The sequence below is a fragment of the Pseudofrankia coriaricola genome, assembly GCF_001854805.1.
In the GTDB taxonomy this organism is placed as follows: domain Bacteria; phylum Actinomycetota; class Actinomycetes; order Frankiales; family Frankiaceae; genus Pseudofrankia.
This window is the reverse complement of the sequence record NZ_MBLO01000262.1, coordinates 1-23730: the sequence shown is the minus strand read 5'-3', so window position 1 is coordinate 23730 and position 23730 is coordinate 1. Positions and strand designations below refer to the sequence as shown.

Annotated in this window: 16 protein-coding genes and 1 riboswitch; of the genes, 11 read left to right on the top strand and 5 right to left on the bottom strand. The window is 72.1% G+C overall.

Going from position 1 to position 23730, the window contains the following annotated elements; genetic code table 11:
- Positions 1-53: 53 nt before the first annotated feature.
- From BCD48_RS39790 to BCD48_RS39775, 4 genes are all read right to left on the bottom strand, one after another.
- Positions 54-1121, bottom strand: a complete 1068-nt coding sequence (locus tag BCD48_RS39790) for a nucleotidyltransferase domain-containing protein (RefSeq protein WP_071053573.1) — start codon at positions 1119-1121, stop codon at positions 54-56.
- 626 nt (positions 1122-1747) lie between these two features.
- Positions 1748-2290, bottom strand: coding sequence for a GNAT family N-acetyltransferase (locus BCD48_RS39785; RefSeq protein ID WP_241842350.1), 543 nt, complete (start codon positions 2288-2290; stop codon positions 1748-1750).
- Positions 2287-3525 (bottom strand): NAD-dependent epimerase/dehydratase family protein, encoded by a 1239-nt coding sequence (locus BCD48_RS39780; protein ID WP_071053572.1) that lies wholly within the window; start codon positions 3523-3525, stop codon positions 2287-2289. The genes BCD48_RS39785 and BCD48_RS39780 overlap by 4 nt, the downstream gene beginning before the upstream one ends.
- 483 nt (positions 3526-4008) lie before the next feature.
- A complete protein-coding gene (locus tag BCD48_RS39775; protein WP_083419922.1) occupies positions 4009-4704 on the bottom strand; it encodes a DedA family protein in 696 nt (231 codons plus the stop codon).
- A 460-nt stretch (positions 4705-5164) separates the two neighbouring features.
- On the opposite strand from BCD48_RS39775, the gene fbaA reads away from it, so the two are divergent.
- The 10 genes from fbaA to BCD48_RS39725 all read left to right on the top strand — a co-directional run bounded on the left by fbaA (position 5165) and on the right by BCD48_RS39725 (position 18360).
- A complete protein-coding gene (fbaA, locus tag BCD48_RS39770) occupies positions 5165-6193 on the top strand; it encodes a class II fructose-bisphosphate aldolase (protein WP_071053571.1) in 1029 nt (342 codons plus the stop codon).
- 1843 nt (positions 6194-8036) lie between these two features.
- Complete coding sequence (locus BCD48_RS39765) at positions 8037-8711, top strand: transglycosylase family protein (protein ID WP_071053622.1); 675 nt, start codon at positions 8037-8039, stop codon at positions 8709-8711.
- A gap of 644 nt (positions 8712-9355) precedes the next feature.
- Positions 9356-9510: riboswitch (cyclic di-AMP (ydaO/yuaA leader) on the top strand.
- Positions 9511-9529: 19 nt separating this feature from the next.
- Positions 9530-10279: a transglycosylase family protein gene (locus BCD48_RS39760; RefSeq protein ID WP_071053621.1), complete on the top strand. Its 750-nt coding sequence runs from the start codon at positions 9530-9532 to the stop codon at positions 10277-10279.
- Between the two features lie 329 nt (positions 10280-10608).
- The gene (locus BCD48_RS39755; RefSeq protein ID WP_071053570.1) at positions 10609-11037 is read left to right on the top strand and encodes a DUF3151 domain-containing protein; all 429 of its coding nucleotides are present in this window, start codon (positions 10609-10611) and stop codon (positions 11035-11037) included.
- 323 nt (positions 11038-11360) lie between these two features.
- Entirely contained in the window at positions 11361-12644 is a 1284-nt protein-coding gene (locus tag BCD48_RS39750; RefSeq protein WP_071053569.1) for an adenylosuccinate synthase, read from the top strand.
- Positions 12645-12974: 330 nt separating this feature from the next.
- Positions 12975-13904: a hypothetical protein gene (locus BCD48_RS39745; RefSeq protein ID WP_241842349.1), complete on the top strand. Its 930-nt coding sequence runs from the start codon at positions 12975-12977 to the stop codon at positions 13902-13904.
- 207 nt (positions 13905-14111) lie between these two features.
- Positions 14112-15473 (top strand): phosphoribosylamine--glycine ligase, encoded by a 1362-nt coding sequence (purD, locus tag BCD48_RS39740; RefSeq protein ID WP_241842353.1) that lies wholly within the window; start codon positions 14112-14114, stop codon positions 15471-15473.
- Positions 15474-15576: 103 nt separating this feature from the next.
- A complete protein-coding gene (gene purE, locus BCD48_RS39735; RefSeq protein ID WP_071053567.1) occupies positions 15577-16116 on the top strand; it encodes a 5-(carboxyamino)imidazole ribonucleotide mutase in 540 nt (179 codons plus the stop codon).
- The gene (gene purB, locus BCD48_RS39730; protein WP_071053566.1) at positions 16113-17420 is read left to right on the top strand and encodes an adenylosuccinate lyase; all 1308 of its coding nucleotides are present in this window, start codon (positions 16113-16115) and stop codon (positions 17418-17420) included. The genes purE and purB overlap by 4 nt, the downstream gene beginning before the upstream one ends.
- A 28-nt stretch (positions 17421-17448) precedes the next feature.
- Positions 17449-18360 carry a phosphoribosylaminoimidazolesuccinocarboxamide synthase gene (locus BCD48_RS39725; protein WP_071053565.1) on the top strand — a complete coding sequence of 304 codons (912 nt, stop codon included), beginning with the start codon at positions 17449-17451 and terminating at the stop codon, positions 18358-18360.
- Between the two features lie 142 nt (positions 18361-18502).
- Here the strand turns inward: BCD48_RS39725 and BCD48_RS39720 are convergent, their stop codons facing one another.
- Positions 18503-19906: a hypothetical protein gene (locus BCD48_RS39720; RefSeq protein WP_071053564.1), complete on the bottom strand. Its 1404-nt coding sequence runs from the start codon at positions 19904-19906 to the stop codon at positions 18503-18505.
- Between the two features lie 792 nt (positions 19907-20698).
- On the opposite strand from BCD48_RS39720, the gene BCD48_RS47940 reads away from it, so the two are divergent.
- On the top strand, positions 20699-23251 hold the full coding sequence (locus tag BCD48_RS47940) for an MMPL family transporter (RefSeq protein ID WP_083419920.1): 2553 nt from the start codon (positions 20699-20701) through the stop codon (positions 23249-23251).
- The last annotated feature ends 479 nt before the right edge of the window (positions 23252-23730 follow it).

Here is a 23730-nt window from a genome sequence, read left to right as displayed (position 1 = left end):
GCGAAGCGAGTAAGGGGCCGTAGCGCCGTGCCCGCACGGAGCGAACCAATGTCTCAGCCGAAGGTCGGGAACTCCGGGCCGAAGATGGCGGCCCAGAAGGCGACAGCCTCCTCATGCCTGCCGTCGGCTTCCGCGACGACCGCCTTCTCGGCGTAGGAACGCGCCAGCCTGATCGACTCGCCAAGCGCGGCGAGGTCGTCCGGCCGCAGGTAGGTCGACAGGTCGCCGCCGACGTCCGCCGGGTCGGCCACCGACAGACCGACCTCCTCCATATACCGGAAGACGGTGGTCAACGCCTGGCGGGTGTTCAGGCCGCGCCCGGCGAGCACGGTCCCGGCCAGCGCCTCGATGTGGAACGAACGCAGGTGGCTGCCGCAGACCCGGTTCCACGCCTTCAGCAACCGCACGGCGGAGATCACCCGAGGGCCCAGGTCCTCGGTCCAGCTGGCGTGCCGCTCAGGGCGGGTAGGCAGCCAGCCGCCGACCCGGTCCGGCATCACATAGCCGGCCCGCGGATGGTCGAACGCGGGAACGAGGTGCACGTCCGGCGGCGAGTCGTAGACGACGCGCAGCGCCTGGCCGCGGGTGCCGATGGTCTGCACCCGGTCGCCACCGATCGCGCCCCGCACGCACAGCAGGAGGTCACGCGAGTCCCAGCGGAACCGCTTCCAGGCGCCGGCCGCGGCGCTGAACACCGCGAAGATGTCCACCTCGTCCAGCGGGCGGATCATTGTGTCCCGGCCGGCCGAGCCGATGGTGGCGACGCCGACGAGCGGCAGCGCGCAGCGCGGCGGGAAGATCGCGCGCAGCGCCCGCTCGGCCTCGTCCCTGCGCGCGTCGATCACGGCCTTGTCCTCGGAGCTCAGCCGGATCATGTCATCGAGCTTGGCGAAAGCGCGCGCCGTCGTGCCGACCAGCAGCGGGCCGGTCATCGCGCCCGTGTGCGGGCCACTCGTCGTCTGCGCCGGCGCCGCGGGCGCGTCGACGGGGAAGAGCGAGTTCGGCGCGCCGGGGATCGACTCGTCGGGCCGACGCCAGTGCGGCGGAATGATCAGATGGTCGTAGGTGACCTCGGCTGGCGGGGTCTGCGACGAGACCGGGTGTGGGGAATCCACGCTCATGGTGCACCTCCCCGGCGCATGGCGCCGACCGTCGGGCTCCCCTCCCGGACACACATCGACATGCTCATCGACGCGGACACCCGACCGGACGGTGGAGGCCTGCCCGGTCGTGACATCACTGCCATGGTGCCTCAGACCGTCACCGCGCGAACAGCCGGGACACCCTACGAGTGGCCAGAAGCTACGCACCGGCGACGAAACAAGACCCCAGACGTTGTCGGGTAGCCGACAACCTAGCAGCGCACCCCCCCTGCGCGCAGGCCAAAGAACAAACGGGAGACGCGGCGTTGACCTGCGGCAATGGCGTGGGGAGCCGGGCTTCTCGCGCTGTGCCGCGCCCCATGAGCGAGGGGTGCGAGTGAGCTCCACGCCCTCGTCGCGCCGTTACGCCCTGTTACGGATGTCTGTCCCTGTCGGCGCGAGTTCGGGACTTTCGGGCAACTTGGGGCGACCGCCACCCGAGAGGCGAGGGGCGAGGGCCGCGCGGCGAGGGCCGCGCGGCGAGGGCCGCGCGGCGAGGGCCGCGCGGCCACGTCGCCAGGGCCTTATACCTAGTGCGCTACCCATGAGGGCCGGCCGCGCGTCCTCTCGCCACCCGGCCGCCGCGCGCCAGGTGCCGCGAAGGATCAACGGGACGGCGGACGGCACCAAAGCCGCCAGCCGGTGGCGAGTACGACCCTGGTGGGCTGAAAGGACGTCACCATCGCCAGCCGTTCGGACGCGGGGTCGTCGGCGCGCACCCGCGTCTCCACCAGCGCCAGGCGATACGCCTCCAGCCAGCTGGCCAACGCCCGGACGATCTCGGCGCCGTATCCGCACCGGCGTTCGTCCGGGCCGATCACTACCGCGACCGCGGCCCGGCGCGCCCGGGTGTCCGCGCCGAGCAGGCCGACGGCCACACCGTCGTGGTCGCGCACCACCCACGTCAGCGCGGCACGGCCGGCGCCCGCGCGGTGGCGCAGCTCGCGGCGCAATGCCGCCGGCTCGGCCGTCCCGCGCGCGTCCGGGCCGGCGAACAGGCCACCGACTCCGAGCCCCGGAGCCGGGCGCGCCGCGAGCGCGACCTTGCGCGCCAGTTCCTCAGCGACGTAGCCCGCGTTCCACAGCGTCACCGGCAACGCCTGTAGCCGCGGCGTCATCAGCGTCGGGCCGTCGTCGCCCACACTCACCCACGCCGAGATGGCTCGCTGACGCCGAGCAGGCCGCGCTCACGCAGCCACGCCTCCGTGCGGCTCATGCCGTCGGCGAGCTCGACCCGCGGGCCCCAGCCGGTCAGCGCGGTGATCCGCTCGCCGGAGCACCTCCCGGTCCTGGTCACGTCGGCCACGGTGAGCGGCCCGAGGTCCATCCGGCCGCGCGGGTCGACACCGGCGACCAGCCGGGCGCCAAGGCCGCGCACGATCCCCAGGGCCGCCGACCTGGCCGACGGGCCGAGTGTCTGGCCGCCGGCGGCGTCTCCGAGCGGCTCCCGCGCGCCGCCGGCCGGCCGGGTGCTCCGGCCGGCGGCGCGGGGCGCCGTGGCCGAGGAGCCCGGCCGCGGGACACGGCGCGACTCGACCCGGCCCCGCAGGCGCCCGACGGCCACGGCCGCCTCATCCAGCGCGCCGTACATCTTGGCCGGCACGGAGCGAGGCGCGGGCAGGTCCAGCATCCGGCTGTAGTAACCGACGAACTCGGCGACCGTGCACGGCTCCGGGCCCGTCACATGCAGGATCTCGCCGCCCGCCCGCGGCGAGTCCGCGGCGGAGATCACGGCGGCGACCACGTCGTCGATGTGGACGGGGTTGAGCCATCCGGTACCGCCGTCAAGGAGGACGAACCGGCCCGCGCGCAGCAGCAGCACCGGCCACACCGTCCACCGGCCGGCCCGCGGGCCGTAGGCGTCGCCGAGGCGCAGCACCGTCGCGGACAGGCCGGACGCCGTCGCCGCGCTCACCGACTGCTCCGCGGCGGCCAGGGTGTCGGCGCGCGGGTCGCCGGTCAGCCCCACCGGCGCGGTCTCGTCGATGCCGTCGGCGATGTCCGGGCCGAGTACCGACACACAGGACAGATGGATCACCCGGCGCACCTCGGCGCGGGCGGCGGCGTCGAGCACCGTCGCCGTCCCGCCGAGCAGCACCTGGCGCATCCGAGCCAGCGGAATCCTCGGGCTGCCGACCGGCCGGCCGCCGCGGATCGGCGGCAGCTCGCCGACCCCGCCCATGCCTGCCGCCGCCGCGTGGACCACCAGGTCGGCGCCGGCGAGCTTCTTCTCCCAGTCGCCTGGCCGGCTCACGTCCGCGGCAACCACGCCAGGGCCGCGGGCCGCGTCGAGCGCGACCACCTCATCCCCGCGACCACGCAGGGCATGGGCAACCGCCCCGCCGACGAACCCGGCCGCGCCGGTGACCACCACCCGAGCCAACGTCAGCCCTCCTGACAGTGACCTCGCAGGCGAGGCCATCCCGGCCATCCGGGCACGCGGTACCCGCGGCCGGAGTCCGGATCACGTCTCAGCATGCAGCATGACAGCACACCCGGATCTCAGCACGGCGGTCCCGCGCCGGACGCTTCGCGGAGCCGATCTGGGAGGTCCGGGGCGCTGGGCGCCCTCCCCATGTGGTTCCGGGCCCTGGTATATGGCGGTTGCTGGGCTAGGTCTGGGTTGACGAGGTGGCCGGCAGACCTCCCAGATCGGCTCCCAGACCTCCCCGATCGCTAACCTCCCAGATCGGCTCCGCCGATCCGGCAGGGACCCTGTCGCCAATCGGGCAGGGACCCCGGATCCGGCGGGACCCCGGGCGCTGCGCTGATGCGCGGTCACCAACGGTAGCTAGGCTGCGCTGACACGTCGCCAGTATGGGGTTGCGCGTGGCTGCGTGACTAGACGGTTGTAGTCATGGGTGCGCTACGACCGGCCGCCGCCCTCGACGGGCGTGAGCCTGGCCGGCTCCTCCTTCTCCTTCTCTCCCTTTCCCTCTTCCTTCTCTCCTTTTCCTTCCTCGACGCTTCCGGCCGTCGTCGCGCGGCGCCGGGCCGCGCGCCGCAGCAGCTCGCCGGACAGGCCGGCCACGACCGAGACGACCACGACGGCCGGCGCGAGCCAGGAAGCCGACTCCTCCAGCCCGGGCAGCGACGACGCCGCGTAGCCCAGAGCGGGCAGCCCGGTCCCCCAGATCACCGCGCCGATCACGGCCGCCGCCAGGAAACGCGACCACGGCATCCGCACCGCGCCGGCAAGGATCGGGGCGAACGTACGCGCCCACGGCACAAATCGGGCGGCCACGAGCGTCACCGGACCGAAGCGTTCGTAGAACGCCTCGGTCCGTTCGAGCAGCTTTCTGTGTCGGCGTTCCAACCAGGGCCGGCCGAGCCGCCGCCCGGTGACATAGCCAACACAGACTCCCGCGACCGCCATCACGGTCACGCCGGCCGCAAGTACCGGCAGTGACACCCGGTGTGCCGGATCTGCCGCCATCAGCCCAGTCGCCAACAACATGGCGTCTCCCGGCAGCCAGAACGCGATCGGCACGCCGCTCTCAAGGAAGACGATCGCGAACACGGTCAGATACAGGGTCAGGCCGGATAGACGGTCGACATCCATGACCTCAGTCTGACGGGGACGCCGAGCGCCTCGGCCGTCGGACGCTGCGCGCCGGGTTCGGATCCGGGGGTATGGACGGGAAACGGGTGCTCTTGCGGCCGACCTGGGCGGATGTCGACCGGGTGGGCGAGATGCGGCGGGCGCGACCGCCCGCGCCGTGCGGACGCGCCAAGCGGCGGGTCGCTCGACACCCGGTCGGCGCGGTCGCTGCCAAGATGACGGATCGAAGGGTAAGTAGTCACGAGTCACGGTGGCACGCGCGATGTCGGCGGCAACGGGCTCCCGTCGGACCGCCTCGCGTCATACCCTTCGCGCAACACAGCCCGCAACGCGCGGTCCCGGCACGCCCCGGTGCGCGCCGTCCATCACTGCCCGGCTCGCCAGGGGATGACGGCCGCCGGCCGGCGAGCCGGCCGTGTCCGCCCGCTCGGTGGCCCGACGCCTTTGACAGGAGCTTTCGATGCCCATCGCGACCCCAGACGTCTACGCCGAGATGCTCGACCGGGCGAAGGCCAATGCCTTCGCCTACCCCGCCATCAACGTCACGTCGTCACAGACGCTGAACGCCGCGCTGCGCGGCTTCGCCGAGGCCGGCAGCGACGGAATCGTCCAGGTGTCCACCGGGGGGGCCGAGTACCTGTCCGGGGCGACGGTCAAGAACATGGTGCTCGGGGCCGAGGCACTGGCCGAGTTCGCGCACCACGTCGCCAAGGCCTACCCGGTACAGATCGCCCTGCACACCGACCACTGTCCGGCGGACAAGCTCGACGCCTACATGCGCCCGCTCGTCGCCATCTCCAAGGAGCGGGTGCGGGCCGGCCGCGACCCGCTGTTCCAGTCGCACATGTGGGACGGCTCCGCGGTGCCGCTGGAGGAGAACCTCAAGCTGGCCGAGGAGCTGCTCGCGGACTGCAAGGCCGCGAACATCGTGCTCGAGGTGGAGATCGGCGTCGTCGGCGGCGAGGAGGACGGCGTCGTCGGCGCGATCGACGAGAAGCTGTACACCACGCCCGAGGACATGTGGCGCACGGCCGAGGTGCTCGGCACCGGCGGCAAGGGCCGGTACATGCTGGCGGCCACCTTCGGCAACGTGCACGGCGTCTACAAGCCGGGCAACGTCAAGCTGCGCCCGACGATCCTGCGCGACGGCCAGCAGCACGTGGCCGCCAAGCTGGGGCTCGGCCCCGACGCGAAGCCGTTCAACCTGGTCTTCCACGGCGGCAGCGGCTCGGAGCTCTCCGAGATCCGCGAGGCGCTGGACTACGGCGTCGTCAAGATGAACGTGGACACCGACGCCCAGTACGCGTTCACCCGGCCGGTCGCGGACCACATGTTCAAGAACTACGACGGCGTCCTGAAGATCGACGGCGAGGTCGGCGTCAAGAAGTCCTACGACCCCCGCACCTGGGGCAAGGCCGCCGAGGCGAACATGGCCAAGCGTGTCGCGCAGGCCTGCGAGGACCTGCGCAGCGCCGGCCAGGCCATTTAATCTGGTTCGCTCCGTGCGGGCACGGCGCTACGGCCCCTTACTCGCTTCGCTCCCAAGGGACCTCCGCGCCGTGTCCTCCTCCGCTCACGTGCCCTCCGGCGACCTCGCTGCGGCCCGACCCAGTTCGCTTCGCTCGTGGGCCGGGCCTCCGCGAGGCGCGCCTCCGCGCCGCACGGTCACCCGCCGCTCAACGTCACCAATCCACAACGACCCGATCCAGAACCATCCCCGCGGGGCCACGTCGCTTCGCTCGTGGACGGGCCTCCGCGAGGCGCGCCTCCGCGCCGCACGGTCACCTATCGCTGAACGTCACCAACCAAGACCCACTCGATCCAGGCGTGAGCCAGAGCCTTGCGGAAGCCTCCGCGCCGCACGGTTACGTCGCGCTTGACCGTTTCTAGATCATCTTGAGCTCGAAGTCACACCTTCGGCCCGGGGCCGCCACTTTGGCAGCCCCGGGCCGAAGTCGTTCTGTGACTTAGCGCTTCCTACCCCATCAGGCGCGAGCACCGCCCACGAGCGCAGCGAAGTGCCCGCAAACAGAGGCTGTTCGAGGATTGGTGACGTTCCAGCGCATGGCAACCGAGCTGGCGCGGAGGCGCGCCTCCGCGGAGGCCCGGCCACGAGCGAAGCGACGTGGTCGGGCCGCAGCGGAGGTCGCCGGAACGCCCGTGAGCGGAGGAGGACGGCGCGCGGAGGTCCCGTGGGAGCGAAGCGAGTACGGGGCCGGAGCGCGCCGCCCGCACGGAGCGAACCAACAACAACCTTCCCGCCCGACCCGGTACCGCTCCGAACGGGGCGACTACCCATCGGCGACTTCTGGACCACTGAGCGCCACCGTCGGTAGACCACCGCGGGGTACGGCATCTAGCGGTCGCAACCGCAATAGTTAACCAGAAGTAATCATTTGACTACCGAATGTACAGCAACCGGGTGTGTCCCGACGGGTGTAGCGAGGATCGCATTTCGCCCGGGCATGCATCGAAGGGGCCGTTCGGGCGGCAGAATGGTAGATTTATTTTTCGACGCGACACGCGGACGACACCAGACCCGCGCGTGGCCCTCCGGCACGGATGGTCCCGCCCGTTGTGGGGCGAAACCGCCAGTCAGCAGATCTTCGACGCGGAGCAAGAAATCACCGACCACGGCACCGGGTAGGAAAGATGAGCGCGCGTATGCGCGCGCTAACATCGTTTCGGGCAGATTTCAAGCAGCGACACGCCGGTGTGGCCTTCTTCACGTGCCTATTTCAATGCTTGCCGTCACCCCGAGGAATGTGGTTATGGTCTTCGCCGTGCCTGGCGACAGGACAGGCACCCACCGGGCGGCACGCCGAATCCTGCCCCCGCCCGGCGAGTTTTTAACCAGCGGCAGGAACGGGGGAACCGAATCCGGACGCCTGACCAGAGATCCTGGACAGCGACCTTTTCCGCCAGCCTTATCGGGACCGACGAGACCCGTGGAGCCGAAGTGGTGACGGAAAAGGCTCAATAGGGCGACGGCCTGCGTGGCCAGACAGCGCGCCACGCCAGCCTCGCCCTCAACAGGCGTCCTAGGGGTGAAGCCGACCGACTTTCGCTGTACTCGTTGATGCGCAGGACCTAGCGCGTCAGCCCAACAGCCGAACATGTCGCGCGGCCGGGCAATCTCTTTCCAGCCCGAACCCGACAGCTCACCTCGCAGGCGTGGGGAAGGGCAACCACGCATGTCCGAAACAAGTACCCCTGGTCGACATCGCATGCCCGGCGGGCGTTTCGTTCCGCCATTGGCCGACTGTCCGCCAGACGGCACCACGAGCGTGCGCGTCTCCGTCAGCCCCGAACCCGCCGAATCGGCGGGGCCGATCCGCCAGTCCCGGGAGCCCCGGCGGGCCATCACGTCCCCGGCACGCCGGCTACGCAAGACCCTCGCGGCCGTTCCCGTCATCGCCGCGGCCGTGGGTGGCACGATCGCCGTCGCGACACCCGCGAACGCCTCATCCACCTGGGCAGAACTGCGCCAGTGCGAGTCCGGCGGAAACTATTCCATCAATACCGGCAACGGATATTACGGCGCGTACCAGTTCTCTGTGAGAACGTGGCAGGGCCTCGGATATTCGGGACTGCCGAGTGCCGCGCCACCCGCGGTTCAGGACGAAGCGGCGCTGCGGCTCGCGCAGCGCTCCGGCTTTGGCCAGTGGCCGGACTGCGGCCGCGGGATGGGCCCGGACCAGCTCGCGCCTGGCGCCAGTTCCCCCGGCGCCAGCCAGGCCTCCCGCTCAGCCCCCAGGGCGCCCCTCGTGACCCAGGCGATCTCCTCGACCACGGCGCGCCTGCCGTTCACGACAGCGCTGGCCGGCCAGTACCGCGCCGATGTCCGGTCCTGGCAGGCCCAGATGAACAAGATCGGCTACTCGCTCGCCGTCGACGGGCACTACGGGCCGCGTTCGGCCGAGGCCGCCCGCGCGCTGCAGCGGGCCAAGGGCCTGGCCGTCGACGGCGTCGTCGGTCCAAAGACCTGGGCCGCCACCTTCGCCTGAGCAGTCAGGCGTCACCGCCCGTCTGACCTTCTTGCCGAGGCCTCCGGCCGCGCAGGGCTCTGCCACTGTCGCTGACGGAACTCCCGGAGATCGGCTGACGCCGGTCCCTGAAGAAGAGCCTCGGCCTGGGCCACCCGCCCGGCACCTCCCTCCCGGGCCGGCCCCGCGAGGTCAGTCGACCCGCCGCCGCTGGAACCTCGCCGCGATCGGCCCCCACCGACCGCTGCCCACGTCGGCGACGGGACCCCTTTCCCACCCCGCCTCTGGCCGCCAGTCGGAGGCATACGGCTCTGACCCGCCGGCTGGTCGGTGGGCAAGGGGACCTGGCGGTAGACGACCGGCCGCTGCCTCGCCGCTGGGCCGCCGCGCCGGCCACAGGGCTGAAAGCCGCGCGAGCCTCATCATGATCGCGCTGCTGCCGGCCGGCGTGCCGGCCAGGCGGCGTCAGCGAGCGGCTGGCGCCACCGCTGGAGCAGTCGCGAACCGGGGCCGCCCCGTTCACTGGGGCGACCCCGGTTTGCGGCGAAGGATGCGGGCTCGCTACAGTCCGGTGCTACTCGCCCGACCTGGGTGAGTCGCGCGGGCGGACGCCAAGTCCTGCCCCCACCCGCGTGTGGAGATGGCCCCTCTATCGCGGGGCACGGATCCGCTTGGGCAGGAGCGGGGGACCCATTTCCGGGCGTGGCGACAGTCGCGTCCTTGGGGTGAAGCCGGTCAGCCCGGACGCGACGCCATCGGCGGAGCGCGAGGTGACGACCGGCCGGGCATTCCCGGCCCGAACCCGACAGCTCACCCCGCAGGCGCAGGGAAGGACCGACATGCCGTCTGAGCAGACCGGCGAAGCCCGGCCCGCCTACAGGACGGGAGGCCGGCACCGCGCCCAGCAGGGCCCGTCGTCGACCGCCCGCCTGCTACGCACCACCGGCGCGGTCACGGCGCTCGTGGGCAGCGGCCTCGCGGTCACCGCGATACCGGCCGGCGCCGCCACCCCGGACGACTTCGCCCGGCTGCGCCAGTGCGAGTCCGGCGGCAACTACTCGATCAACACCGGGAACGGCTTCTACGGCGCCTACCAGTTCGACCAGCGGACCTGGCAGGGCCTCGGCTACTCCGGCCTGCCCAGCGAGGCGCCACCTGCCGTCCAGGACGAAGCGGCATACCGGCTGTACAACTCCCGCGGCTGGTCCCCGTGGCCGGCCTGCTCCAAGAAGCTCGGCCTGACCAACAACGGGCCGGTCGGCGGCGTCTCGTCGTCCGCCTCCAGCGGCTCGGTCCAGCAGGCGGTCCAGCCGGTCGAGCCCCCGATGACGCTCGACCGGGCCCGCTCGGAGGTCCAGCAGTCGGGCTTCCACGGCACGATCTCCTCGGCCGACGGCGGCAAGGTGCGCGCCGACGCGTACGTCTGGCAGCAGCAGATGCGCGACCAGCGCTTCTCGCTCACCGTCGACGGCAAGTTCGGCCCGCAGTCGCAGGGCGTCGCCGCGCTCTACTCGTACCTGACCAAGGTCAGCGACGGCCAGCCCGGCGTCGTCGGCGAGAACATCTGGAACGCGACCGTCCAAGGCTGAGGCTGCCGCGCGGCTCAGCCGCTGCGCGTCTGACCGCTGCGTCAGCCTGGCGGGCGCGGAGCGCCCTTGAGCGTGGTTCCGGGCACAGGCGTATGACGGTGGCTGGGCTGGTTCCAGGCTGGCGACGTGGGTGGGTTGGCGCCAGCGCTGATGCGCCGTCACCCCCCTGGGCTGAGTTGAGTGCCTCGCTCACCAGAACGGCACCACGCTTGCGGGACGGGCCGTCATCTTCTTGGGGCTAGGTCGAGTGCCTCGCTTGCCAGAACGGCGTCAGGCTCGCGGCGCGGGCCGGTCCTTGGGTGGCGGGTCGGGGCGATTACGGTTGGGGTATGACGACTCCGTCCGGGCGTGCCGATCTTCTGGGTGGGCCGCCGGCTACCCTGCTGCCGTTCGACCCCGCGTCCGCGGCGCTCGCCGAGGGCGCGGCGGCCAGCGACGTGGCCGCTCGTTTCCCCACATCCAGCGCGGCCTGGGCGGTGCTGGCCGAGGCGGCGCTCGACGGCGGGCGCCCGGTCGAGGCGTACGCGTACGCGCGCACCGGCTACCACCGCGGGCTCGACGCGCTGCGCCGCTCGGGCTGGCGCGGGCACGGGCCGGTGCCCTGGTCGCACGAGCCGAACCAGGGATTCCTGCGCGCGCTGGCCGCCCTCGGGCAGGCCGCGGCCGCGATCGGCGAGACCGCCGAGGTCGAGCGGATCGGGACGTTCCTGGCCGACAGCGACCCCACCGCGCCCGGCCAGCTCGGGCAGGCCGGCTGATCGTCGGGCCCGCGGGGCCGAATCCTCCGCGCCGAGTTGCCCGAGGGGTCCCCGGGGTTCCTGCCGGACCGGCGACAGGGTTCCTGCCGGATCCGGGGTCCCTGCCCGATTGGCGACAGGGTCCCTGCCGGATCCGGGGTCCCTGCCCGATTGGCGAAGCCGATCGGGGAGGTCTGGGAGCCGATCTGGGAGGTCAGCGATCTGGGAGGTCGGCGATTGGCTACCGGGACGGGTCGGGCATCGAACGCACAGCCAGACACCAGGCCGTCACTTAGCCAATCGGTGGGGAAGGTCGGGCTTCGTTCTTAGTACAGTCTTGCCCCGTGCCTGCGCTTGTCCTGATCGGAGCCCAGTGGGGCGACGAGGGTAAGGGAAAGGCGACCGACCTTTTGGGCGGCGCCGTCGACTACGTCGTGCGCTACCAGGGCGGCAACAACGCCGGCCATACGGTGGTCATAGGCGACGAGAAGTACGCCCTGCACCTCATCCCCAGCGGAATCCTGCGTGCCGACTGCATCCCGGTGATCGGGAACGGTGTCGTGATCGACCCCGGCGTGCTGCTGTCGGAGATGGCTGGGCTCCGCGCCCGTGGTATCGACACATCCCGGTTGATGATCAGCGCGAACGCCCATCTGATCATGCCGCATCACCGGGCCCTAGACCGAGTCACCGAGCGTTACCTCGGCAAGGCCCGGATCGGCACGACCGGCCGCGGCATCGGCCCGGCCTACGGCGACAAGGTCGCGCGCACCGGCATCCGCGTGCAGGACCTGCTCGACCCGGGCATCCTGCGCCAGAAGCTCGAGCTGGCGCTGCGCGAGAAGAACCAGGTGCTCGCCAAGGTGTACAACCGCCGCAAGATCGAGGTTGACGTGGTGGTCGAGGAGTACCTGGACTACGCCGCGCAGCTCGGCCCGCACATCGCGGACACCGGGCTTGTGCTCGACTCGGCGCTGCGCGCCGGCAAGGTCGTCCTGCTGGAGGGCTCGCAGGGCACCCTGCTCGACGTCGACCACGGCACCTATCCGTTCGTCACCTCGTCGAACCCGACCGCCGGCGGCGCGGCCACCGGCGCGGGCATCGGCCCGACCCGGATCACCCGCGTGATCGGGATCATCAAGGCCTACACCACCCGGGTCGGCTCGGGCCCGTTCCCGACCGAGCTCGACGACAAGGTCGGCGACGAGCTGCGCCGCGTCGGCGGCGAGTTCGGGGTGACGACCGGCCGCGCCCGGCGCACCGGCTGGTATGACGCGGTCATCGCCCGCTACGCGGTGCGGGTCAACGGGCTCACCGACCTGTTCCTGACAAAGCTGGATGTCCTGTCCGGCTTCGACCGGGTGCCGGTGTGCGTGGCCTACGACGTGGGCGGCACGCGGATGTCCGAGATGCCGATGACCCAGACCGAGTTCCACCATGCCAAGCCCATCTACAAGGAGCTGCCCGGCTGGCACGAGGACATCTCGGGCGCCACCTCGTTCGACCAGCTCCCGCCCGAGGCGCGGGACTACGTCAGGGCGCTGGAGGAGATGTCCGGCGCCCCGATCTCCGCGATCGGCGTCGGCCCCGGCCGCGACCAGACACTCGTCCTACGCGACCTCCTCTAACGGGCCAAAGGGCGTGCGAAAATGATCTTCCTTCGCACGCCCGGCGGCCGTTGTCCCCAGGATCACTAGAGGGCCAAAGGGCGTGCGAAAATGATCTTCCTTCGCACGCCCGGCGGGCCGTTGTCCCCAGGATCACTGACGGATCACCAGCGCCACGCCCGCCCGGTTGCGGCACGGCCCGTGACGGGTCACGCTTCCTTGGTCACGCTGCGCAGTCGCCGGGAGGTGGATCACGTGGTCGCCCGCCCGTCCGAGGAGCCGCAACCCACTCCAGGACCGCCGGAAGCACGGAGGGAAGCCAGCTTCAGGCCTACCTCCGGCACGCCGGCAGTGCTGGCCCCCATCGACGGCCGTCAAGGCGGGATCGGCCCCGCCCGGACCAGTGACAGGGTCCCCGCCGGGCCGGCGGAGCTCTTCTGGCAGGTCAGGCCGGGCAGCTACCGCGCGGACGTGGATGCCGACGCGTGGCCGGTCGGGTTCTCCCCGACGGGCGAGGCGCTGCCCGACGCGCTCACCGACGTCCTGCTGCGCGGCAGCCACTGGGTGCGCAGCGCCCAGCGGGCCGAGGCGGAGCGTCGGGAGCGTTCGGCCGCCATCGCCACCCATGTCGAGGCGCAGCTGGCCACGTTCCTCAGGTTGTGCGCCGAGGCGGAGCTGATGCCTCCGGTGACGATGCGGGTGGTGCGGGACGTTCCGCGGCTGGCGGGAGCCAGGCATCGCGCCGAGGGCCGGCCGCGCGCCGCGCTGCGCACCGCCGACGACCTGGCCATCCCGCTCGGGCTCGTCGATCCGGCGGGAGCGGCCCGTTCGGCCACCGACTCGCCGGCGGACCAGCCGGCCGACCCGCCGGACCGGCCCCGCCCATCCGACAGGAACCCCGGCCTTCGCCGGTCCAGGAGGAGCCCCGGGAACCCCCCGCGGGGCGCCGACCGCCATGACCGGCGCCCCCCGGCCGGCGGGCCGCCCAGCCACTGGCACGGCAGGAGCCAGCTGACGGCGTGGCCGCTGCTCTACTGGCGGTGTGAGAGCTTCCCCTCGGCCGGCCGGTCGCTGCACCTGTTCGTCGAGCCGGGCGGCCGGACGTTCGAGGGCCGGGACCTGCCGGCCCCGCTGACCGTGGTCGGCCGGCAGGTGCGGGTCTGGCCGGTCGACGCGCCGTCGATCGTCGAGGGCATGGCCGAGGTCGACGCCCGCCGCTGTGCCCTCCACCTGGTAGACGGGATGGCCCGGCTGCTCTGGAGGGCGGGAATCGGGCTTTAGGCGAGCGTCGGGGAATCAGGGGACAGGTCGGTTTCCGGGTATGGTGCGGCGCGGGCCTGAGGTCCCCCGCCGACCAGCGTCACCGGTCCCCAGGGGCGGCCCGCGGCGGCCGCACCCCGACTGGCAAAGGACCGACGGACCGATGACGCACGGCGTACGACGCCCACGACCGCCTGGCCGGGTGCTCCCAGAGGTGGCGGCGTGGGCATGAAGGTCCTTGTGGTCGGCTCGGGCGGGCGGGAGCACGCGCTGTGCCGGGCGCTCACCCGTGACCCCCGCGTCGGCTCGATCGTCTGCGCGCCCGGCAACGCCGGCACCGCCGACATCGCCGAGCCCCGCCCGCTCGACGTCGCCGACCCGGAGGCGGTGGCCGCCGTCGCCGAGTCCGTCGGCGCCGAGCTCACGATCATCGGCCCGGAGGTCCCCCTCGTCGGCGGCGCCGCCGACGAGCTGCGCGCCCGCGGCCTGCCGTGCTTCGGGCCGTCCGCCGCCGCGGCGCGGCTGGAGGGCAGCAAGGCGTTCGCCAAGGACGTCATGCGGGCCGCGGGCGTGCCGACAGCCGCGGCCCGCGACCACGCCGAGGTCGAGCCGGCGCTCGCCGACCTGGACACCTTCGGCCCGCCCTACGTCGTCAAGTACGACGGGCTGGCCGCCGGCAAGGGGGTGACGGTCACCGAGGACCGCGACGCCGCCGTCACCGCCGTCCGTAGCTGCCTCCAAGGGCCGGACGACCGAGTGGTGATCGAGGAGTACCTCGACGGCCCGGAGGTGTCGATGTTCGCGGTCGTCACCGAGGACGGCACCGTGGTGCCGCTGCTGCCCGCCCAGGACCACAAGCGGATCGGAGACGGCGACACCGGTCCGAACACCGGCGGGATGGGCGCCTACGCTCCCCTTCCCTGGGCCTCACGCGGGCTGGCCGGCCAGGTGGTCACCACGGTCATCCGGCCGACGGTCGCCGAGATGGCCCGGCGCGGCACCCCGTTCGCGGGCCTGCTCTACGCGGGCCTGGCACTCACCGCGCGCGGGCCGCGCGTGGTCGAGTTCAACGCCCGGTTCGGCGACCCGGAGACGCAGGCGATCCTCGCGCTGCTCACCACGCCGCTGACCGACGTGCTGACGGGCCGCCGCCCGCCGGTGTGGCGGTCGGGCGCGGCGGTCACCGTGGTGCTCGCCGCCGCCGGCTACCCGGGCACGCCGCGGCTCGGCGACCCGATTCGCGGCCTCGATGCCGCCGCGAGGCTCACCGGGGTGGACGTCCTGCACGCGGGGACGAGGCTCGACGCGGACGGGCGGGTGGTCTCGGCCGGCGGGCGGGTGTTGTCCGTCACGGCGATCGGTTCCAACCTCGAGTCCGCGCGAGGATCGGCGTACGAGGCCGTCAGCCGGATCTCGCTGCCCGGCGCGCGTTACCGGACCGACATCGGTGACCCGGCGCGGCTGCGCCACGCCGCGGACGTCCGCCGCGCCGGCTCGGTCACCCAGCGGACCGACCAGCCCGGGCCGGCCGACGGCCCGCGTGGGCCGGGCGTGTCCGGTGGGCCGGTCGGGCCGGGTGAGCCTGGTTAGGCGGCCATCGCCCCGAGCAGTCCCGAGCAGTACAGCCGCCCGGGAGTACGTGCCGGTGGTCGAACCGGAGTCCTCCCCGACGACGAGGAGCGAAGTGAGCAGCATGTCTAGCCCCCCCGAATCCCCCACCGCCCGTTCACGGGTCGCGGTCGTCTACGGGTCCGCGTCGGACGCGCAGACGATGAGCAAGGCCGGCGCGACCCTGGCGCGGTTCGGCGTGGCCCACGAGGAGGCCGTGCTCTCAGCGCATCGCGCGCCCCGCACGCTGGCCGACTGGGTGGAGGGCCTGCGCAGCCGCGGCATCCAGGTGGTCATCGCCGGCGCCGGGCTCGCCGCGGCGCTGCCGGGCACAGTCGCCGCGCTCACCACTTTGCCGGTGATCGGCGTCCCGATCTCCGGGGGCGCGCTCGACGGGATGGACTCGATGCTCGCCATCGCCCAGATGCCGCCGGGCGTCGCGGTGGCCACGGTGGGCCTGAACAACGCCACCAACGCGGCCGTGCTCGCCGTCCAGATCCTGGCGCTCTCGGACCAGGAGCTCGCCGGCAAGCTCGTCACCTACAAGGACGACTTCGAGCGTGCCGCGGCGGACGGGCTCGCCCGCGTCGCGGCGGCCGCCTCGCCCGCCGGCGCGTCGGCATGATCGAGCGCTACACCCTGCCCGAGATGGGCCGGGTCTGGTCGGAGGCGCACAAGTACGAGCTGTGGTGCGAGGTCGAGGTGCTCGTCATGGAGGCGCACGCCGCCGCGGGGCGCATTCCCGCTGACGCGGTCGAGCCGGTCCGGGCCGCGCCCGCCCCGACGCCGCCGGCGGTCGCCGAGATCGAGGCCGTCACCCAGCACGACGTGATCGCGTTCCTCACCGCCTGGGCCGACCAGACCGAGCCCCGCTCGGCCGCCGCCTACGTCCACTTCGGGATGACGTCGTCCGACCTGCTGGACACGGCGCTGGCCTGTCAGCTGGTCGAGGCGACCGACATCCTGCTCGCCAAGGCGGACGCGCTGGTCGCGGCGCTGCGCGACCTGGGGCTCGCGCACCGGTCAACGCTGCGGGTCGGGCGCACCCATGGCATCCACGGCGAGCCGACGGTCTTCGGCCACCGGGTCGCGGACCTGGCCTTCGGTGTCGCCCGCTGCCGCGACCGGCTGCGCGCCGCCCGCGCCGACGTCGCCGTCGCCAAGATCTCCGGAGCGGTGGGGACGTACTCGAACATCGACCCGGACGTGGAGCGCTACGTCGCCGACAAGCTGGGCCTCACCCCGGCGCCGGTGGCCACCCAGGTGGTGCTGCGCGATGGGATAGCGAGCTGGGTGGCGGCGCTGGCCGGCATCGCGACGGTGTGCGAGGCGGTGGCCCTCGAGGTGCGGCACGGGCAGCGCACCGAGGTGCGTGAGCTGTCCGAGCCGTTCGGAAAGGGCCAGAAAGGCTCGTCCGCGATGCCCCACAAGAAGAACCCGATCATGTCCGAGCGGATCGCGGGGATTGCCCGGATCGTGCGTGCCCAGTACGTCCCCGTCCTCGAGGGCGTGCCGCTGTGGCACGAGCGGGACATCTCGCACTCCTCGACGGAGCGGATCGCGCTGCCGGACGCGTCCGCCGGCGTCGACTACCTGCTGAACCTGACAACCCGGCTGGTGACCGGCCTGGTCGTCGACGTCGACCGGATGCGCAAGAACCTCGACGCCACCGGCGGACTGGTCTACACCTCCGCCGTGCTGCTGGAACTGGTCGAGACCGGCCTGTCCCGGGAGGACGCCTACGCCATCACCCAGGCCGCCGCGATGGAGACCTGGCAGACCGGCGTCCCGTTCCGGGAGACGCTGCGCAAGCACGCCGCCGACCGTGGCCTGCCCCTCGACGAAGCCCGCCTCGGCCAGGTAAGCCGCCCCGAACGCTACGTCGAGCGGCTGGCCCCTGTCTTTGACCGACTCGCGGCGCTGAGCTGACGGCGTTAGCCAGGAACCTGGAGAGATCATGCCACTTACGCATGAGGAGTTCGGCGGGCTGACCCACCTTGGCTCGGGCAAGGTCCGCGAGCTGTTCGCCGTCGGAGAGGACGCGGTGCTCCTGGTCGCGAGCGACCGGATCTCCGCGTTCGACGTCATCCTGCCGACGGAGATCCCCGACAAGGGCGCGGTGCTGACCGGCCTGACGCTGTGGTGGTTCGACCAGCTCGCCGATCTCGTTCCGTCGCACGTCATCAGCTCGAACGTCGACGAGTACCCGGCCGAGCTCGCTCCCTACCGGGAGCAGCTGCGCGGCCGGTCGATGCTGTGCCACCGGCTGGACATGGCCCTGATCGAGTGCGTCGCCCGCGGCTACCTGACCGGCAGCGGGCTCAAGGACTACCGACGCACCGGCGCCGTCAGCGGCCATCCGCTGCCCGAGGGCCTCGTCGACGGCTCGAAGCTGCCGCACCCGATCTACACGCCGTCGACGAAGGCGCCGATCGGCGAGCACGACGAGAACATCAGCCGCGCCGACGCGGCGAGCCGGGTCGGCGACGAGCTCGCCGCCGAGCTGGAGAAGCTCACCCTGCAGATCTTCGGCCGGGCGAGCGACCTCGCGGCCGAACGCGGCATCCTGCTCGCCGACACGAAGTTCGAGTTCGGCCATGACTCGGCCGGCGTGCTGCGGCTCGGCGACGAGGTGCTCACCCCGGACTCGTCCCGGTTCTGGCCGGCGGACCTGTGGTCGCCCGGCGGCGCCCAGCCGTCGTTCGACAAGCAGTTCATCCGGGACTACCTGGTCAACTCGGGCTGGGACCGCGACACGTCGGCTCCCGAGCTGCCGGCGGACGTCATCGCGTCGACCAGGGCGCGCTACGTCGAGGCGTACGAGCGTCTTACCGGCATCTCGTTCGACGACTACCTGTCGACCTCCTGAGCAAGGAGCGTCACTGACCTGTCTGTCAGTCTCTCGCCACGGTGACGACAAGCACAGCGATGGGGCGAGCATGGCGATGGCTCGGGCTTCGGCCCGAGCCATCGCCATGAAGGCGCCAACCAGACACCGGGCCTGCCCGTGCCTACGCGACGCCTGCCTCACCCGAGCGAGTCCGCCGGCGGGAACCGCCGTCCAGTACCTTGATCGGGTCGGTGCACAGGAGACTCAACGCCTGGCTCACGAGCGCCGGGTCGTGGTGTCGCTCGTCGAACTGCGCCCGCACGTGCAGCACGCCCTCGAGGTCGACGTAGATGAAGGAGATGCCTTCGTCCTTGCCACCGGAGCGCGCGTTGGCGAAGAAACGTCCCTCCGGCGGGGCGAGCCACCGGAGACGTTCCAGCTCGGGCACCCGGCCCCAGCTGACCAGCCACGGCCGCAGGTCAGGCGACGTCGGCGCCGGGGTGGTCTGGACGGCGGCGGTGGTCTGGACGGCGGCGGCCTCACGCGGTTGGGGCAGCCAGGTCTTCGCGATCTGGATGGCGTGCCTGGCGAGCGGCTGGCCCACCTCGGTCGCCCGGCGCAGCTCCGCTCCGAGCGATTCCGGTGACGACGGGTCGTCCGGCCAGATGGTCAGCCGTTCCACGAAGTTGCCGAAGTCAGGTGCGCCGGCCCGCAGATAGCGCCGCAGGTCGCAGGGGAGGTGGACGCCGTCGTCGGGCCGGGCGAGCCCAGCCGCGTCCGACGCGGCGATAGTCGCCGCGAACAGCACGCTGTTCACGGACACGCCAGGGGCGTACAGGTCCCGCCATTCGCGCAGGGCGGCCATGTAGCCCGCCTTGGAACGCTCGACCAGCCTGCCCACGCCCCCGGCCGCCGAGCGCGGCCCCGCCGCGGCACGGGCCGGTCGCCGTTCACCGACCTCGGACTGCTCGCCGCCCAGGAAACCTAGCCGGCTGGCTGGGACGCCGTGCTGTTCACGCATCGACGCCGCGAGGCCCCTGAGCAGGGCCGGCCGACGGCCGTAGGTCTCGCCCAGGGCACGTGGCAGCGGGTACCGCGTCCCGCCTTCCACCAGGTCGACCGGACGGCTGCCTTCCAGCGCGTGGCGCAGCACGCCCGCCCAGAACTTCAGGCAGGTGTAGTCGCCGAGGAGATGGGAGAACACGAAGAACGAGCAGCGCTGGCCGACGAAGATCCGGAAGGGAAGGTCACCGAGACCCTCCTCGCAGATCTCGGCCAGGCGGGCGAGCAGGGGACCGGAATCCTCGGCGGGCTCGCCCACAGCCGCCGGGCTGTCGTCAAGGCCGACGACGACGGCCGACAGAAACCGCTCGCGCCGCGCGAACGGAATGGGAACACGGGCCCCCCTGACGGCATCAATGCGACGCGTGAACCGGCTGGCCGGATCGATCGCCGCGAGATGCCGGACCACCGCGCGCACGGCCTCGACCGACGGCATCTCGGCCGGGCCCGTCGCGACCGCGAAGGTGCTCTCGACCTCGAGCCAGAACCGGTCGCGCCGCGGGAAGTCGTTCCATCGGAACACAGTCGCAGTTTTCGTCACGGGATTACCAGGCACCCCCAGCCCTGCCAAGTACAGAAACTGTACCCACCGCTGGAACAGGCACGTTCACCGCCCCACCGGTCCGAGCCCCCGGTTCCAGGCCGCCGGGGGAAGCGCTGTGGGCCACCCGCCGACGGCGGACGGGGCTTAGCCGGCGGCTACCCGTCGAACTTCTGAAGGATCGGCCTTCTGAAGGATCGACACGCACGGCTCGGCCGTTACCGAGGCAGGAGCGGCCGCCGCCAGCCACTTGTCGGGGCGAGGCGCTGGGCGCGCTCGCCCCGTGTCGGGCGCTGAGCGCCCTCCCCGCGTGGTGCCGGGCCCTGGCATATGGCGGTGGTAGAGCTGGGACCGGGCTGACGACATGGCTGGGCTGGCACCGCGCCGATGCGCTGTCACCAGTTGTGGCTGAGTTGCGCTTACTGGTCGATGGAACGGCGTCGCGGCCCACCGCGCGGCTGGACATCCGAGCCGATGGGATGTCTGTCGGCGTTCTGACACCCGTCTGGGGCGGGCGATCGCAGCTGGGCGGCGCCTTCCTGCCCCTGAGGCAGGCGCACTCGCGTCGTCGCCCGCGCGTCGGGTGCGCCGGCCGAAAGAGCTGGTCACGGGCCCGGCCGCGGATGCCCGTCACCCGGCGCGCCGGGCTGGGGGTGGGGCTGGCCCCACCCCCAACCGGCGGTGGTGACCCACCATGGCCCACAGGCTGGCCTGACCCCAGGGTCGGCGGTTCGCTCCAGTGACCTTGCGTGCCCGTTCCGGGAACGTTGACGCATGCCCAGTCGCGCTTCCCACCACCCCGACGGCCATCGGGCCGATCACTCCGCCCAGGCCCTGGCGCGCTCCGCCGCCGGGTCCACCCGCCGGCCGAGCGGTGACGCGGGCCGCGTCAACGCCGACGGTCACGCCAACCACATCGCCGCCAGGGCCGCGCGCTGGAGCGTGCGGCACCGCAAGTTCGCCGTCGCCGGCTGGCTGCTCGCCGTCGTCGCTGTGATCATGATCGGCAGCATGATCGGCACGAAGACCCTCAAGGACGAGGACATGAGCCTCGGCGAGAGCGGCCGCGCGGAGCAGACCCTGCGCGACGCCGGCTTCGTCGACCGCGACAGCGAGAACGTCCTCATCCAGCTCCCGACCGCGCCGACAGGCGGCCCGTTGGCCGACCAGGAGGTTCGGGCGACGATCGCCGATGTCATCGCGCGGATCTCGGCCACCAGTGAGGTGACCGACGTGCGGGCCCCGATCGCCGCGCAGGGCGCCACCGAGGACCGCGGCCTGGTCTCCGCGGACGGCCGGTCCGTACTGGTGACCTTCGAGCTCACCGGCGACCCCGACACCGCGACCGACCGCATCGAGCCGGTGATGGACACCGTCGCCTCGGTCGCCGCCGCCCACAGCGGGCTCACGGTCGAGCAGTTCGGCCAGGCGAGCGCCGACAAGGCCCTCGACGAGACGATGGGCAAGGACTTCCAGCGCGCCGAGTGGTCCGCCATCCCGGTGACCATCGCCATCCTGCTGATCGTGTTCGGCGCGCTGATCGCCGCGCTGATACCGGTCGCGCTGGCGATGACCGCGTTCGTCGGCACGCTAGGCGTCGTCGCGTTCGTCAGCCACCTGATGCCGACCAACGAGATCGCGACGTCGGTCATGCTGCTGATCGGGCTCGCCGTCGGCGTCGACTACGCGCTGTTCTACATCCGCCGCGAACGCGAGGAGCGTGCCAAGGGCCACGGCCCCGAGCGGGCGCTGGCGATCGCGTCCGAGACCTCCGGTCACACCGTGCTGGTCTCCGGCCTGACCGTCGCCGTGTCGCTGGCCGGCCTGATGATCACCGGGATGAGCGTCTTCACCGGGATCGCGGTCGGCACGATGATCGTCGTCCTGGTCGCGCTGCTCGGTTCGGTCACCGTGCTGCCCGCGCTGCTGTCCCTCCTCGGTGACCGGGTCGAGCTCGGCCGGCTGCCGTGGAAGCGCCCGGCCGCGCCGGACGCGCCCCGCTCCCGGCGGGCCCGGCGGGCGGCGCGGCGCACCGCGCGTCACTCGAAGCGGCAGTCCGGCGAGATCGCGGACGCGGCTCTGACGGAGGTCCTCGGCGCCGCCGTCGCCGCGGAGCACGCCGAGCGGGTGGCCCAGGCCGAGCGCGCCGCACTCCTCGACGCGGCCGGGAAGAACGGCCGGGTCCGCCTGCTCGACCGGCTGATGCGCCACCCCGGCATCGTCGCGACCGTGACCGGTGGCCTGCTGATCCTGCTCGCCCTGCCCATGCTGAGCATGCACACCGCGGAGCAGGGGCTCGACGACCTGCCCAAGGACATCCCGGTCATGAAGACCTACCAGCGGCTCACCACCGCCTTCCCCGGCGGGCCGACGCCCGCGGTGATCGTGGTGTCCGCGCCCGACGTCACCTCGGCGCCCGTGACCGCGGCGATCGACGACCTGCGGTCGAGGGCCGTCGCGGGCAAGGTCGCCTTCGAGCCCGTCGTCGTCGACGTCAGCGCCGACAAGACGGTCGCCCGCGTGCTCATGCCGATCGCCGGTGGCGGCACCGACGACGCGTCGATGGACGCGGTCCACACGCTGCGCGACGACCTGGTGCCCGCGACGATCGAGAAGGCCCCCGGTGCGCGTGCTGACGTCAGTGGCATGGCCGCCGGCTCGCTGGACTTCAACGACCAGCTCGGCGGGCGCACCCCGCTGGTGATCGGATTCGTGCTGCTGCTCGCCTTCGCGCTGCTGCTGGCGGCGTTCCGCAGCGCCATCGTCGCGACCCTCGCGGTCGGCCTGAACCTGCTCTCCGTCGGCGCGGCCTACGGCCTGCTGGTGCTGATCTTCCAGCATCACTGGGCGGACGGCCTGCTCAACTTCACGGCCACCGGCAGCATCGCCAACTGGATGCCGCTGATGCTGTTCGTGATCCTGTTCGGCCTGTCGATGGACTACCAGGTGTTCCTGCTCTCCCGGGTCCGCGAGGCCCGCGAGGCCGGGCTGGACATGCGGTCGGCGGCGCTCGCCGGCCTGCGCCGCAGCGCCGGCGTGGTCACCAGCGCGGCGGTCATCATGGTCGCAGTCTTCGCGATCTTCGCGACGCTGTCCCAGGTCAGCATGAAGCAACTGGGCATCGGCCTCGGCTCGGCCATCCTCATCGACGCGACCGTCATCCGGGTCCTGCTGATGCCCGCCATGCTCACCCTGCTCGGCGACCGCGTCTGGCGCCCCAAGGCCGGCTCCACCCCCACGGCCGCGACCGACACCGACGAGTTCCCCGCGACCACCCTTCCCACCCAGCAGACCCGCCAACTCCCGGCCCACTCCCGCACCCACTAGCCAGCCCCGATCCTGTGCCCGCCCTGCCGACCCCCGCGGCAGGGCGGGCACAGCCATGTCCCGCAAGACATCTCGCGGTGTCTCAGACTTCCTGCTTCTGCACCGAGCTGTCCGCGGGGTCCCCACCGATTGGCTACCAGTCGCGACAGGCAGCACCCGACTGATCGGGATCTAGCCCTGTCCTAGCCCGAACTTGCGAGTGCTCGAAGATCGCTACGCGCACAGCCTGGCACTTTGGCCTGTGTTGTCCGAAGTGTAGTCAGTAGGTTGCTTGATCGGGATCTTGCTGGATGGGATCATCGACTCGTGGCGAGGCAAACGGGTGCTATGCACGTGGACCGGATTGTCAGTCGGCAGACGAACGCGGCCGGCGAGCCGCGGGAGTACGTGTCGCATCTGGTGCGGCGTACCTTCCGGGAAGACGGAAAGGTCAAGAACGAGACCATTGCGAACGTCTCGCACCTTCCGCCGGCGGCCAT